Genomic DNA, 13839 nt, shown 5'->3' with positions numbered 1-13839 from the left:
GATAACCGCAAATATTTCAAAAAAATTATCCCTAAATCCTCTATCAATCTGTCTTGCTAGGGGTTCCTAATTTATTTATTAATATTTTTGTAACATAAATGTAATAGAAAGGATGTTTTTGATTTTTGCAGAAATCAAATAATTCACACAAGTAATGTAGAAATATTGTAACAATCCTACCATGCACTCTAGTCTGTTAAACCTATAATAAACCTATAGAAACAATCTTTATAGTTTTATAAATCATAATGATTTGGGTGATGATGATGCAAGGACAAGGAATTGGAAAAGGACATCCTCATGCTATGGGGCATCCTCATGGAATGAGAAATGTAATAGATTATGACAAGAATCCATTTATTGTCATTTGGGAAGTAACTAGAGCCTGTCAGCTTAAGTGTGTTCACTGCCGTGCTGATGCCCAGCTTACTCCAGACCCACGTGAACTAACACATGCTGAAGGAATTAATTTAATTGATCAAATCTATGAAATGGATAATCCGATGCTCGTATTTACTGGCGGGGATTGTATGATGAGAGAAGACCTTTATGAGCTTGCTGATTATGCGATCAAAAAAGGTATGCGTGTTTCGATGACACCAAGTGCTACTGCTAATGTTACCAAAGAAAAAATGAAAATGTTCAAGGACGTCGGACTTTCTCGCTGGGGCTTTAGCTTAGATGGTCCAACTCCAGAAATTCATGACCATTTCCGCGGGACTCCCGGATCATTTGATCTTACCGTTGAAAAAATAAAATATCTAAACGAATTAGATATGCCGCTGCAAATAAATACTGTCATCTCACGTTATAATTATGATTCGCTTGAACAAATGGCAAAGCTTGTCAGCGAACTGGGTGCTGTAATGTGGTATATCTTTTTACTTGTTCCAACAGGCAGAGGACAAATGGACGCTTGTATCTCCCCCGCTGAACATGAAAAAGTGTTCCGTTGGTTATATGAATTGAGCAAAACTGCTCCATATGATATCAAAACAACGGCAGCCCAGCATTACCGCAGAGTTGTTTTGCAGCAAAAAACACGCGAACAATTGATTGAAAAAGGTGAAATTCATTACGAAGATTCCATTACTACTGATTTTGCTTCTATGCATGATGGTTTAAAGCGGGCACCAAAAGGTGTAAATGATGGCAACGGCTTTGCATTTGTCTCGCATATTGGTGATGTAATGCCAAGTGGCTTACTCCCAATCGTCGGTGGAAACGTCCGTGATACCCCGCTCGCTGAAATTTACCGTGAAGCAAAAGTGTTTAAAGAACTACGCCAGCCTGATAACTACAAAGGAAAATGCGGCGTCTGTGAATATAACAAAATGTGCGGCGGCTCTCGTTCGCGTACCTATGCAGTTACAGGAGACTATATGGAAAGTGAACCGTTCTGTGTTTACATACCACAAGCGATGCGGAATAAAGAAACTTCACCTAGTGTGTAATATTTTTAGATTTATTAAGAGGCATTCTTCTTTGAATACCTCTTTTTTATTCATTTGACCCCTTATCCTCAATGTTTATTTTTTTTACCTCTCAACAACTTCTTTCTTTATAAATTCCTCACTAGATGGTATTTTATTCCTAAACTATACCATCCTATAAAAGAAGATGGTCAGTCAATTTAAGGAGTTATTATGATTAAGACAATTGCTGTAAATGAAAATTATGAATTGGTTAAAGATGTAGCAATCGTTGATTTGCTTAGAGGGGAATATAAATGGTATTGGATTGATTTTCATCTACCAACGGATGAGGAAATCGAATATCTACGAGATCCTTTTCATTTTCATCCATTGGCGATCGAGGATTGTATTAATCACTTACAAAGACCTAAGTTGGATTATTATGAGGACCACACTTTTTTTATTACACAGTCTCTAAATCACCAAACACTCAAAAGAGACGAGATTGATTTTTTCCTAAGTGAAAACTATATCGTTTCCTTTCACCTTAACCCTTCAACTGAAATCGAAGCGGTATGGAAACGATTTACTGAGTCGACTAACATTGAAAAGTGGGAGCCAACACATGTTTTATACCTTGTACTTGATAAAATGGTTGATAGTTATTTCCCGCAAGTCTTTAAAATCGAAGAACGATTAACTGAAATTGACGAGAATTCTAGAGGAAGATCCATGGAGGCATTGCTGGAGGATTTATTTGATACAAGGCACCATCTACTATCATTGAGGCACACCATTTCACCGATGCGCGATCTTATATACAGAGTCCTAAATTCACAGCGACTTACTTCCATTCAGGGGAAAAGGGAATACTATTCTGATATTCATGACCATTTACTGAAATTAACAGAAATGATTGAGGCAAACCGTGAATTAACCACGGACATCCGCGACAGCTATATTTCACTCAACTCCCATCAAACCAATCATGTCATGAAGGTTTTAACCGTGATTACCACGATTTTTATGCCGCTCTCATTTATCGCTGGATTGTATGGGATGAATTTCGGCTATATGCCTGGATTATCATCGAAATATGGTTTTTTTTTCTCGCTGATTCTAATGGTTTTAGTTGCGATGGGCATGTCTCTTTGGTTTAAGAAGAAAGGTTGGTTTAAATAAAGGTTTTAAATAGTTGACCATAATTGCGAATAAACACTTAAATGTCATTATTATGTATAATAGTAGCTAGGGTTATTTAGAAAGGAGCAGTTGCTGTGGTAAATACAAAAACTAAAGATACAATGAAATTAATAGCTGATTTAGTATCCATTCCAAGCCCCTCTGGAAATACAAATGAAGTCATTACCTATGTTGAAAAATACCTGGCCGAATTACAAATTCAAACATATAGAAACCGTAAAGGCGGGCTAATCGCGACAATTTCAGGAGAGGATTCAAGTAAACATCGGATGCTGACAGCACATGTGGATACACTTGGTGCGATGGTAAAGGAAGTAAAATCAAATGGACGCTTAAAGATTGATCTAATTGGCGGATTTAAGTATAACTCCATTGAAGGCGAATATTGTCAAATTGAAACAAGCAGCGGAAAAAAAATCACCGGAACCATTTTAATGCACCAAACTTCTGTCCATGTTTATAAAGATGCGGGGAAAGCTGAGCGCAATCAGGATAATATTGAAATTAGAATCGATGAAAAGGTACATAATGCCGAAGAAGTTCGTGCACTTGGAATTGAAGTGGGTGATTTTGTTTCATTTGACCCTCGTGTGGAAATCACACCAAGTGGCTATATTAAGTCGCGCCATTTAGATGATAAAGCAAGTGTGGCTATCCTACTTCAATTAATAAAACAAATTAAGTTAGAAAATATCACCCTCCCCCATACAACTCATTTCCTAATTTCTAACAATGAAGAAATCGGTTATGGGGGAAACTCAAATATTACTCCCGAAACTGTGGAATATTTAGCAGTCGATATGGGGGCAATGGGCGACGGACAATCAACGGATGAATACACTGTTTCTATTTGTGTGAAGGATGCAAGTGGACCATATCATTTTGAATTGAGAAAGAATTTAGTGCGACTTGCCGAGGAAAACAACATCGATTATAAATTGGATATATATCCTTTCTATGGTTCAGATGCTTCTGCTGCAATCCGCTCTGGTCATGATATCGTCCATGGCTTAATCGGGCCTGGAATCGATTCTTCTCATGCGTTCGAGAGAACACATGAAACTTCCATTGAAAATACTTCAAAACTACTGTATCATTACGTGCAGGCGGATTTAATCCAGTAGGAGATGAAAATATGTTTTCTAATATTGGTGTACCAGGATTAATTTTGATATTAATCGTTGCTTTAGTCATTTTTGGTCCAAACAAACTCCCTGAAATTGGCCGTGCCTTTGGCCGTTCAATTCGTGAATTTAAAAAAGCCACTGATGGAATTGCGGATGATATAAGGGAAGAAATTAAAGAAGATATCAAAGAATCTCAACAAGGTACAGTTAATTTAAAGAAGTAAACCTTAACTCCAGAAAACATCCCCTTCAATCACTTGATGGGGATGTTTTTTGATATTATTTTTTAGTAAACGATTGAACTTGATTCATTAATTTTTTCCTGGATTTTGGATTTCGGAATAAATATGCTGCGCCAAGTGCAACGGTAGTCATCATTAAATTTTTTCTTTTCATTTTAAACCTCCTCATTGATTGTCATTCTTAAATGTTCCCTTTATTAATCCATTTTAGCAACTGAAATTATTTACAATCTGTTCCCAATGAGAAAAAAATAAAAAACTAATTCTGCTTGAATTAGTTTTTTGACTGATTCTTATTACTTTTTTAATAATTCCTTGATTTTTTCATTATGTTGTTTACTTTGTGCTAACAATTGATTTAGAAGTAATGCTGCTTGTTTGTTATCCTTCTTTTCAACTGCCATCTTTAGTTCATGGAACGTTTTCCAATGGGACATTTCTTTTCCGCCATGTGCTTGTTTAAAAAATTCTTCTTTTGTTATCTTTCCAGCATCCAATTGTTTTTTTAGTTCTACAATTTTTCCCATTTTTTCTTTTTTCCATTGCTCACGTTTGGCTGCATTCTCAGGACTCATCCATTGGTTCCTTAGTGTTTTCTTCTCAGCAAGGACTGCCGTCCATTCTGCTTTTTTCTCTGGTGTATACTGATCTACCCAAGAAAGAAGCATTTTCTGTCTTTCTTCCATCTTTGCTTGCCAATCTCTATGGTTCATTTGGTGATGCCCGTTCTCTCCACAATTACAAGGGGCTTTTTCCCTCTGTTCGCCATTGGAGGTATCTGGTGTGGCTGGGGCAGCAGCTGCCATTCCAGGCACTGCCATTAATAAGCCTAATGATAAAAGTAACAATTTAAACTTCATAAGTATCTCCTTCCACATAGGTATTTAGTACATTCATCTCTGGTACGAAATTATCATTCCCAATAATCGAAAAAAAATTTACCAATTTGACAAATTTTTAGTAAAGAAGCTCTTGAGAAATTATTTTAAGTAGATTATTCTATGAATAGAATATTTGTGAAACATTTCACAATTTTTATTAAAACTTGCAGTTTTATTTTTTTAAAATACATATGTGAAATTATTCACAATAAATTATAGAGAGAAGTTAGGAGTGGGAAGTTATGAACAAACCAAAAATAGTGATCCTAGGTGGAGGATACGGTGGCATCATCACAAGCAAGAAATTAGAGAAACTACTTAAATCTGGTGAAGCAGATGTTACGTTAATTAATAAACACGGGTATCATTATATTACAACACAGCTTCATAAAACAGGTGTTGGCACTGCTTCAGATCGTCAAATTGCTATGTCTATACCCGCACTAATCGACCTCAGCAAAACTCACTTTTTAAAAGCTACTGTAACCAATGTTGATACTTCGAACCAAAAAGTACACCTTGAAGGCGGAGAAACAGTCAAATATGACTATTTATTAATAGCATTAGGATTTGAAGGGCAAACGTTTGGCATTCCCGGCATTAAAGAGCATGCTTTTGAAATTCGCAGTTTCAGGAGCTCTAAAGCGATTTATCATCATATCATCAAACAGCTCAACCTTTATAAGGAAGATCTGGACCCTTCCCGTTTAACTTTTGTGGTTGCGGGTGGAGGCTTTACAGGAATCGAATTGCTTGGAGAACTGGCTGATGGTTTACCTAAACTATGTAAGGAACACAATGTTCCATTTGAGAAAGTAAAAATTATCGGTATTGAGGCAGCTCCGTCTGTTATTCCTTTTTTTCCAAAGCAATCTGTCCAATATACGACAGAAGTCTTAGAAAAGCTAAAAATTAAGTTGATTACATCAACAAAAATCCTTGGATGTACACCTGATAAAGTAATCCTTGAAAATGAACTCGAAGTCCCAACCAAAACATTAGTATGGTCCTGCGGCGTACAAGGTAACACCATTGTTCATAAATGGGGGTTACCAATTGAAAAAGGCAAACTCGCTGTCGACCCATTTCTCCGTGTGAAGAACACGAATAATGTTTTTAGTATTGGTGACTGCTCATTATTCATGAAGGATGATAACACCGCCTTGGCACCTACTGCACAAGTGGCTTTGCAACAAGCACCAGTATGCGCCAAAAACATCGTTGCCTCCCTGCGTGGTGAATCTTTATCTGCTTTTGAATATCATCACAAAGGCTCTGTTGCTTCGATTGGACTATCTGCCGGAGTCGGCAAAGTAGGGAATGTAAGTTTATCTGGTTTAATAGGAGCATTTATGAAACTAGTCATTGAAGCCCGTTATCTGTTTAATCTTGGCGGTCCTTCATTAATCATAAAACAGCACTTTGGAGTAAGCAGTGAACCTGTGAAAATTACTGCGAAACAATAATTTATAATTGATATTACTTTATGCTTGTTTCCCTTCCAGAAGGTCCCCCCTTTCTGGAATTTGAATAGAATATCCCTATGTAATTATGCCTTCAATCCCCCAATTCAAGGCAAACAGCCCCATTCCATAGTTTGGAGGGGGCTGTTTTTTATTATTTAAAGGCCTTTCCTAATCCCATTCTAAGATCTCAAGACGATTACCGAAGGGGTCATGGAGGTGAATTCTGTTCGCCCCTGGAAGTAAATCGTCTTCTGTAAATGTAACACCCTTTTCACGTAGATGAACTTTTAATTCTTCGATATTTTCTACAATTAAGGCAGGATGTGCTTTTTTCGCTGGTGAAAACGGTTCTTCTACTCCGATGTGAAGTTGAAAAGTCCCAAATTCGAACCAAGCACCGCCTCGTTTCTTTAATTCTGCAGGCTTTTCCACTTCAATTAACCCTAGTATTCCACCAAAAAATTCCCTTGCGGCTTCTTCACACCCCTTAGGGGCAGCAAGTTGGATATGATCGATCCTTTTTATTGCAAATGACATAGACACTCCTCCGTTTGACAATTCTCCTCTCTCATATTTTATTAATTTTATAATTTTCTTTCAAGTTCGAAATTTCATCATTTTAATATACATCTCTTTTGGTAAAGACAAAGAATGAAACGAATATTGCTACTGCCCACCAAGCGAAGAGGACTTGGATGGAGAAAGATAGGTTCATTCCTTCTATCGGTGGTGCTGTTCCTTTCATATAATCAGTTAACCGCAAATTGACCATAAAAAAGTACTTGGCGGATTCCCACGAGGACACCATGTTTGTTAAGATTGCTCCTGAGATTAATGAGGCAAGCATCACACCCATTCCAGCTGCGGTACTACGAATCAATACTGACAGCATAAAGGAAAGCGTACCAACAACAATGGATACAAACCAGACTAGTCCAAAGTCCATTAACAAAAATTTCCACTGACCCATCAATTTGACTTCTGACGTATTTAATCCTGTCTCAGTCACATTAAATCCAGTCAAGATTGGTGCCCCCCACCCCTTGTAACCAAAGACCAGACCGGATATTAAATAGGAAAGAATCCCTGCAATCGCAATAATTAAGGAAATGGCTAAACACAGGGTAAAATATTTACTCAAGAGCACCTTCCACCTCTTGACGGGCCTTGTCAACAGTAGCTTGATCGATCCTAAGCTATGTTCAGACGAGACCAAATCACTGGCTATAACCATAACCATTAAAGGAATAAACAGATCAATCGAGTTTTCCAGGAAGATTCTCATAAACGTTGGGGCACCTGGCTCAGATGGATTGATATCATGGTCGAGATAATATTGTTGCTGCTGGAGAGAGATTTGCAACTGTTTTTTCCATTCATCTGTAATTCGACTGCTGCTTAAACGATTCGTCGTATCAACTATCTGCTGTTGTAATATTGTTCGCCAATCACTGGTTCCTAGTTTTTCACGTTGTGTTTGGACTTGTTTATATTGTGCATATGTAAATAACATGACAAGAACGCCAATAATGATAGCAATAACAATGAGCCGTTTCTTGGCAATCAGTTTCATCATTTCATTCTGAATTAATTTATTCAATCATGTCACCCCCGGTTAGTTCGAGGAATAAATCTTCCAGTACTGGCATTTTTCGATTCATTTCTATCACGGAAACACCGGCTTCAACCAATTGTTTATTCCATAGAGGAATCTTTTGTTCATTAAATTCCGTCAAAATAGTACCATCATCTGTTTCTTCAATATTTGTTAGAGAACGTAATACTTCCCTTCCCCCATCAAGTGGTTGTATATGCCAAATCACTCGTTCACGATTGGAAAGCAATTGTTGGACCGTATCCGTTCGGATGATTGTCCCTTTGGAAATGATTGCGACTCGATCACATAAAAGTTGGATTTCACTTAAAAGATGGCTTGAAACTAAAACACTTAAACCTTCTTCCTCTGCAAGATAACGAATAAATTGGCGCATTTCCCGAATTCCTGCCGGATCCAAGCCGTTGGTCGGCTCATCAAGGATCAACACTTTTGGCTTACCCAATAATGCTTGAGCAATACCAAGACGTTGTCGCATCCCTAAGGAATAGGTTTTTACTTTATCATGAATTCTCTCTGTTAACCCTACAAGTTCGGTAACTTCTTTAATCCGTTCTTCTCCAATCCCTTCGATCATTCTGGCAAAATGAAGAAGATTATTATAGCCAGACAAATAGGGATATAATTCTGGGTTTTCCACAATACAGCCGAGGTTGGTCATTGCTTCCTGAAAATCCCCTTCAATATTAGAGCCACAAATATGAATGCTGCCAGATGTAGGTTTGATTAATCCGACAAGCATGCGGATGGTTGTTGTTTTTCCTGCTCCATTTGGTCCTAAAAAACCAAATACCTCTCCTTCTCGTAGATCAAAAGTCAATCCTTTAATGATTTCCTTTTTTCCAATCACCTTTTTTAAATCTTTAACTGCTAATGTAATTTTTTTCTCCATCGATTTCCCCTCCTTACCAGGTGAGCAGTGAGGCAACTCGTTCGGCAATTAAACGATACCCTTTTGAGTTTGGATGAAACTTGTCTGAATATAAATAATCATTTACCTTTAACTCAAACAAGTCGAAGGTAGGAACAAATACAATCTTTGGAAAAGAAGCACTAACTTCAGCACTGTCATAATTCCATTGACGTACCACCTTTGACATTTCTTTTCCCTGATCTAAATCAATAAACGGATTATACAATCCAATGAAAAACACATTAGCATTTGGGTTGTTTTTACGTATTTGTTTTAAAACAAATTTTAAATTGCCCAAGTATTTCTTTTCAATGGTAGCAATGTCTTCTGTTTCAAAATCCATTAATGCTTGGCCCCCACGGAATAAGTCGTTCCCGCCAATCGTTACCAGCACCATATCTGCTTTTTGAATTTGGCGGCCGACTTCCGTTTGCTGGATTTGTTGCCTTAGAGAATCAGACCTTTGGCCATTAATGCCGAGATTGGTAAGTTGAACTGGACGTTTTGTTTTTCCCTTGATTTCATCGACCAAGACACCGACATACCCCTTTCCAGTCTCATCACCAGTCCCTCGAGTTAAGGAATCACCTAGGGCCACGATGGTTAATCCTTTTTTATTTTCTACCTTGGAAACGGTCTTTACTTCCGGAACCTTCTCCGGTTTTCCCGCATAATACTCGCCAACTGCCCAGCCAAGCCCGACCAGCCAGAGGAGGCAAAACAGCACAGCTATGCCCGTGATCGAACGAATGACATTCTTATTCATGCAAATAACTTCCTTTCTGGCCATTTATATCTTTCATTTAATCATAGTTGCGATATGAATCAAACTTTCTATACTTGTAATTGCTGAAAAATTCCAAAGTGTTGATAATCGTTAACATTAATAATTACTTACACAATAAAAATAAAGGAACCTCAAAGAGAATTCCTTTGTTTTGTTCATTTATTTGGTTCCCGTTTCCATAACTACATTCCTAATTTTCCTAAACAAATATACGACTCCAATTAGAATAAAAAGGACGATACTTGTTAGAATCACGTATCTCTTGATGGCTTCAAAAAATATATCCCATTGAGGTCCGAGGATTTTACCTATAAAAATAAAACTCGAAACCCAAAGGGTCGATCCGATTCCCGTATATAAAGTATAAACCTTAATTGGAACACGAGTGATTCCTGAAAAATAGCCGATGAAATGTCTAAATACGGGGATGAATAATGAGATGATTAACAGTTTATTTCCATATTTTCTCATCCAATTTGAAATGGCATCTAAACGCTCTGACTCTATATGAAGTCGCTTGCCATGCTTTTCAAAAAATTGCATACCGAGTTTAAATCCCACCAAATAGGAGAGCAGCATACCTAAGGTACATCCTAATGCCGAGGAGAGAATACTACCAAACCAATTGAGTTGTTCAAGAAAGGATAGAAAACCTGCATACGTTAACACTGCTTCCATCGGGATTGGAAGCGCAAATATTCCTAGCGCGATTGAAAGAAAAAGGACAAGGTATCCATACTCGTTCATAATTGTGGTTAAAAAATGCAATGATGAAAGCTCCTTTCTCCTTTTGGATTTATTTCAGTTAATAGTCATTAATCAATACAGGTATTTTATCCATTCTTCTCTAATCTAGTATCGCTTTCCATGAATACATTGGAATTTAAGAAAAAGTGTTTGCAAAAACAATAAAAAAAGCCGATTTCCAGCAGAAATCAGCTTTTTTTCATTACTATTCTTCTAGATTTCCCATCGGTCCAAAAAATTCAAAGTGAATTCGATCTTCGGTTACACCCATTTCCTTTAATGAACGGTTAATTGCTTTCATAAATGGAACAGGTCCACAGAAATAAAAATCTGCATCCTTTGCATTGACTTTTTCTTGCAGCCAATCGCGAGTTACATATCCTTCTACATCAAATCGATTATTTTCGCGGTCCTCTTCTGTAGGTGAATCATAGAAGAAATAAGAATTGAAGTTGTCTAATTTCGATAATTCCTCTACTTCATCTCTTAAAGCATGGACATTCCCATTTGCAGCGGCATGAACAAAAGTGACCTTCCGTTCTGGTTGAACCTCGACAACTGTCTTTAACATACTCATCATTGGTGTTAAACCAACACCGCCACTAAGTAACACGACAGGAGTATTTTTCTCAGTATTTAAGACAAAATCGCCTGCAGGAGCACTAACTTTTAAAATATCACCTTGATTCACACCATCATGTAAATAGTTGGACACCATACCATCTGGATTTTCAGTACCCGCTTCTCGTTTCACACTGATTCGGTAATAACCCTTACCTGGAGCATCTGATAGACTGTATTGACGAATATGAGTAAATTTCTCACCAGCAATTTCTAATTTGATACTTATATATTGACCAGGTGTAAAATGAGCAATTGCCTTATTATTTTCAGGCTTTAAGTAAAATGATGTAATCACGTCACTTTCAACTACTTTGCGGTCAACAATAAAGTTGCGGAAGCCGCTCCAGCCTCCTTGCTGATTTTCTGTTTCATCATATAATTCTGCCTCAATACTGATAAATGCATCAGCAATGACATTATACGCTTCTGCCCATGCATCGATAATGTCGTCAGTTGCAGCATCACCTAGCACATCCTTTATCGCAAGCAAAAGATGTTTACCAACAATCGGATAATGCTCCGGCAAAATTCCAAGGCTTCTATGCTTTTCGGCAATTTGTTTTACAACCGGAAGAATGGCTTCCAGATTATCAATATACATGGCAGCGGCATAAACTGTTCCGGCTAATGCTTTTTGTTGTCTACCTTGTTTTTGATTGGCATGATTAAAGATATTTAATAATTCAGGATGGTTACCAAACATCAATTGGTAAAACCGAGTGGTAATGGCTTCACCATGTTTTTCTAATACTGGTACAGTAGATTTAATTATTTCAATTGTTTTTTGTTCCAACATGAATAACACTCCCTATGTAATTACTATTTCCATAGTGATTATATGAAATTTCACACGTGTACTAAGTGATTTAAATCACAGTTTCCTATATTTGAATAATTTGAACTATATATTTTTGTCACAAAGTGTTAACTTTTTAACATGACATATATAACTTGTCGTCTAATATTTCATCTTGTAATGTTAAACCTAGTTTTCAGAATACAGAATAATTCCATTAATATTTACCCAAAACGATTGAGGTAAGGGATACTTAAATAAGAGATTTTCACTGGAGGAAGAGGAATTAGATGAACAAAGCAAAAATTGCGTGGATCACTGACACCACGGCTTCTCTCAGCAATGAATTTATCGAGGAAAATAATATTCACGTTGTTCCACTAAATATTATCATTAACCAAGAGTCCTACAAGGAAACAATAGATATTACTCAAAAAGAGTTTTACGAGCGAATGAAAAAGGAAGATTCGAAATTTCAAACATCTCAGCCAGGTCTTGGTGATTTTGTGAATCTTTTTACAAAATTAAAGGAAAACTATGATTTTGGAATCGCTATTCATGCCTCCAGCTTACTGTCCGGAACATTTCAAACCTCTGTGATGGCAGCGGAAATGGCTGATTTCAAATTGGTACCTATTGATTCCTTGACTGGCTCCTACCCTCTCTCATTTTTAATAAAAAAAGGGATCGAGCTAGTAGAACAAGGACATGATATCAGCGAAGTGACCGCCAAACTAAATGGATTACGCGACCACACCCGATTATATTTGGTCCCCTCAAATTTGGACCAACTCAAAAAAAGCGGCAGAGTATCTGGCGGACAAGCAATTCTAGCCTCTCTATTTAACATCAAACCAATTTTAGCAATTGAAGATGGAAGCGCTAAGATAAAAGATAAAGTTCGAACTGAAAAGAAAGCAATCGCATGGTTAATTAATCATTTAAAAACCGATTTGGAAACAAAAACTGTTAGGAAGGCAGCTATTGTTCATGCTAACGATATCGAACGAGCTACTGCGTTAGAGAAATTAGTCAACGAAACATTCCCGGAGATTGAAACGGAAAAAATGATGTTGATTACAGTTGCGGGAGTGCATACGGGGGTTGGAACACTTGGACTTTCGTGGGTTTGCGAATAATGTTGGAAAGGACTGATGAATTCAGTCCTTTTTCTATCATTTGGTTGGCAGAGATTTCACATGTTGAAGGTTTGATGTTATTTGTGCCCTTACCATCGAAAAATAGATGATTGCGGGAACAATTAATGCTTACCTAATTTTTTTAATTTTTCCCGCCCGGTAAAATCCCTTTAGCTTTGGCTTCATTTAACCAAGATGGGAATTCATTTAGTAACTGATTATACAATTCCTCATCCGTGGTTTTTTCGATATCTTTAATGTGAAAAAAGTTAGCATTATCGATAAAACGCCCTTCCATAGTGTCCAACTTTTCTAAAACTTCAAAGTTGGAGTCACCGATTCCGACAAATTGCCAAAAAATCGGTTTTGTTGACGATTCAACTACTGGTTTCTTTATTGTTCTTTTACAGCCACCATCATTAATGAAAACAATAAAAACGGGTTCTTTGGCCGGAGATTCTACCGTGTATTTCTGAATGACATCCTCCATAACAGGCGGTTCATCATTCCTTCCAAACTTATGTATTAAATCGTTAGCTAAAATATACTCTTCTACATAGTTGATAAAGTCCCCTTCAGAAACTGATTTCAACCGAGAAAATTCATTATCATATACCCAAATATCTAATAATCCATCATCATCAAATTGGCTTGCTACCGCAAGAATACGCTCCACAACTTTTTGAACCGTACCATTTTTGTATAAGTTTCTCATAGAACCTGAGATATCCAATACTAAACCAACTCTAGAAACAACTTTCGTTAGCTTTTTCTTTTCTAAAACTATACCTGCCGTTTTTTTCAATAGACTAATTGATGACATTTTAAAAACCTCCATTATTTAATGTTGTAGGCATTAAATGTAACTAATTCTTCTATTATTA

At 37.0% G+C, this 13839-nt stretch carries 14 protein-coding genes; 6 read left to right on the top strand and 8 right to left on the bottom strand.

The features are described 5' to 3' along the window. The first annotated feature begins 305 nt into the window (after nt 1–305). From BR30_RS0122305 to BR30_RS0122290, 4 genes are all read left to right on the top strand, one after another. On the top strand, nt 306–1454 hold the full coding sequence (locus BR30_RS0122305) for a TIGR04053 family radical SAM/SPASM domain-containing protein (protein ID WP_026566930.1): 1149 nt from the start codon (nt 306–308) through the stop codon (nt 1452–1454). Nucleotides 1455–1646: 192 nt separating this feature from the next. Continuing rightward, entirely contained in the window at nt 1647–2597 is a 951-nt protein-coding gene (gene corA / locus BR30_RS0122300) for a magnesium/cobalt transporter CorA (protein ID WP_026566929.1), read from the top strand. Between the two features lie 122 nt (nt 2598–2719). Next, entirely contained in the window at nt 2720–3742 is a 1023-nt protein-coding gene (locus BR30_RS0122295; RefSeq protein ID WP_035446001.1) for a M42 family metallopeptidase, read from the top strand. An 11-nt stretch (nt 3743–3753) separates the two neighbouring features. After that, complete coding sequence (locus BR30_RS0122290; RefSeq protein WP_026566927.1) at nt 3754–3969, top strand: twin-arginine translocase TatA/TatE family subunit; 216 nt, start codon at nt 3754–3756, stop codon at nt 3967–3969. Between the two features lie 314 nt (nt 3970–4283). Here BR30_RS0122290 and BR30_RS0122280 read toward each other — a convergent pair whose 3' ends face one another. After that, nucleotides 4284–4847 (bottom strand): hypothetical protein, encoded by a 564-nt coding sequence (locus BR30_RS0122280; RefSeq protein WP_026566926.1) that lies wholly within the window; start codon nt 4845–4847, stop codon nt 4284–4286. 263 nt (nt 4848–5110) lie between these two features. Between BR30_RS0122280 and BR30_RS0122275 the strand changes: the two genes are divergently transcribed. Next, nucleotides 5111–6334 (top strand): NAD(P)/FAD-dependent oxidoreductase, encoded by a 1224-nt coding sequence (locus BR30_RS0122275; RefSeq protein ID WP_026566925.1) that lies wholly within the window; start codon nt 5111–5113, stop codon nt 6332–6334. Nucleotides 6335–6502: 168 nt separating this feature from the next. On the opposite strand, the gene BR30_RS0122270 is transcribed toward BR30_RS0122275, so the two are convergent. From BR30_RS0122270 to hmpA, 6 genes are all read right to left on the bottom strand, one after another. Continuing rightward, nucleotides 6503–6871 carry a VOC family protein gene (locus tag BR30_RS0122270; protein ID WP_026566924.1) on the bottom strand — a complete coding sequence of 123 codons (369 nt, stop codon included), beginning with the start codon at nt 6869–6871 and terminating at the stop codon, nt 6503–6505. Nucleotides 6872–6953: 82 nt separating this feature from the next. Then, the gene (locus BR30_RS0122265; RefSeq protein WP_026566923.1) at nt 6954–7934 is read right to left on the bottom strand and encodes an ABC transporter permease; all 981 of its coding nucleotides are present in this window, start codon (nt 7932–7934) and stop codon (nt 6954–6956) included. Further along, entirely contained in the window at nt 7927–8841 is a 915-nt protein-coding gene (locus tag BR30_RS0122260) for an ABC transporter ATP-binding protein (RefSeq protein WP_026566922.1), read from the bottom strand. The genes BR30_RS0122265 and BR30_RS0122260 overlap by 8 nt, the downstream gene beginning before the upstream one ends. 13 nt (nt 8842–8854) lie before the next feature. Further along, a complete protein-coding gene (locus BR30_RS0122255; RefSeq protein WP_026566921.1) occupies nt 8855–9628 on the bottom strand; it encodes an SGNH/GDSL hydrolase family protein in 774 nt (257 codons plus the stop codon). A gap of 180 nt (nt 9629–9808) precedes the next feature. Next, nucleotides 9809–10396 (bottom strand): DedA family protein, encoded by a 588-nt coding sequence (locus tag BR30_RS34275; protein ID WP_155928768.1) that lies wholly within the window; start codon nt 10394–10396, stop codon nt 9809–9811. Between the two features lie 205 nt (nt 10397–10601). After that, on the bottom strand, nt 10602–11816 hold the full coding sequence (gene hmpA / locus BR30_RS0122245; protein ID WP_026566920.1) for an NO-inducible flavohemoprotein: 1215 nt from the start codon (nt 11814–11816) through the stop codon (nt 10602–10604). A 290-nt stretch (nt 11817–12106) separates the two neighbouring features. On the opposite strand from hmpA, the gene BR30_RS0122240 reads away from it, so the two are divergent. Next, nucleotides 12107–12955 (top strand): DegV family protein, encoded by an 849-nt coding sequence (locus tag BR30_RS0122240; protein ID WP_026566919.1) that lies wholly within the window; start codon nt 12107–12109, stop codon nt 12953–12955. A gap of 142 nt (nt 12956–13097) precedes the next feature. Here the strand turns inward: BR30_RS0122240 and BR30_RS0122235 are convergent, their stop codons facing one another. Beyond that, the gene (locus tag BR30_RS0122235) at nt 13098–13778 is read right to left on the bottom strand and encodes a vWA domain-containing protein (protein WP_026566918.1); all 681 of its coding nucleotides are present in this window, start codon (nt 13776–13778) and stop codon (nt 13098–13100) included. Between the last annotated feature and the right edge of the window lie 61 nt (nt 13779–13839).

The sequence above is a fragment of the Bacillus sp. UNC41MFS5 genome, assembly GCF_000686805.1.
The sequence above is the reverse complement of the archived record's forward strand: the minus strand, read 5'-3'. Positions and strand labels throughout refer to the sequence as shown.

Excerpts from the sequence above, each read along its gene's own strand:
- BR30_RS0122280 (WP_026566926.1), bottom strand. The coding sequence starts at position 4,847 with ATGAAGTTTAAATTGTTACTTTTATCATTAGGCTTATTAATGGCAGTG.
- BR30_RS0122255 (WP_026566921.1), bottom strand. The coding sequence starts at position 9,628 with ATGAATAAGAATGTCATTCGTTCGATCACGGGCATAGCTGTGCTGTTT.
- corA (WP_026566929.1), top strand. The coding sequence starts at position 1,647 with ATGATTAAGACAATTGCTGTAAATGAAAATTATGAATTGGTTAAAGAT.
- BR30_RS0122260 (WP_026566922.1), bottom strand. The coding sequence starts at position 8,841 with ATGGAGAAAAAAATTACATTAGCAGTTAAAGATTTAAAAAAGGTGATT.
- BR30_RS0122275 (WP_026566925.1), top strand. The coding sequence starts at position 5,111 with ATGAACAAACCAAAAATAGTGATCCTAGGTGGAGGATACGGTGGCATC.
- BR30_RS0122305 (WP_026566930.1), top strand. The coding sequence starts at position 306 with ATGGGGCATCCTCATGGAATGAGAAATGTAATAGATTATGACAAGAAT.
- BR30_RS0122240 (WP_026566919.1), top strand. The coding sequence starts at position 12,107 with ATGAACAAAGCAAAAATTGCGTGGATCACTGACACCACGGCTTCTCTC.
- BR30_RS0122295 (WP_035446001.1), top strand. The coding sequence starts at position 2,720 with ATGAAATTAATAGCTGATTTAGTATCCATTCCAAGCCCCTCTGGAAAT.
- BR30_RS34275 (WP_155928768.1), bottom strand. The coding sequence starts at position 10,396 with ATGAACGAGTATGGATACCTTGTCCTTTTTCTTTCAATCGCGCTAGGA.
- BR30_RS0122235 (WP_026566918.1), bottom strand. The coding sequence starts at position 13,778 with ATGTCATCAATTAGTCTATTGAAAAAAACGGCAGGTATAGTTTTAGAA.
- hmpA (WP_026566920.1), bottom strand. The coding sequence starts at position 11,816 with ATGTTGGAACAAAAAACAATTGAAATAATTAAATCTACTGTACCAGTA.
- BR30_RS0122290 (WP_026566927.1), top strand. The coding sequence starts at position 3,754 with ATGTTTTCTAATATTGGTGTACCAGGATTAATTTTGATATTAATCGTT.
- BR30_RS0122270 (WP_026566924.1), bottom strand. The coding sequence starts at position 6,871 with ATGTCATTTGCAATAAAAAGGATCGATCATATCCAACTTGCTGCCCCT.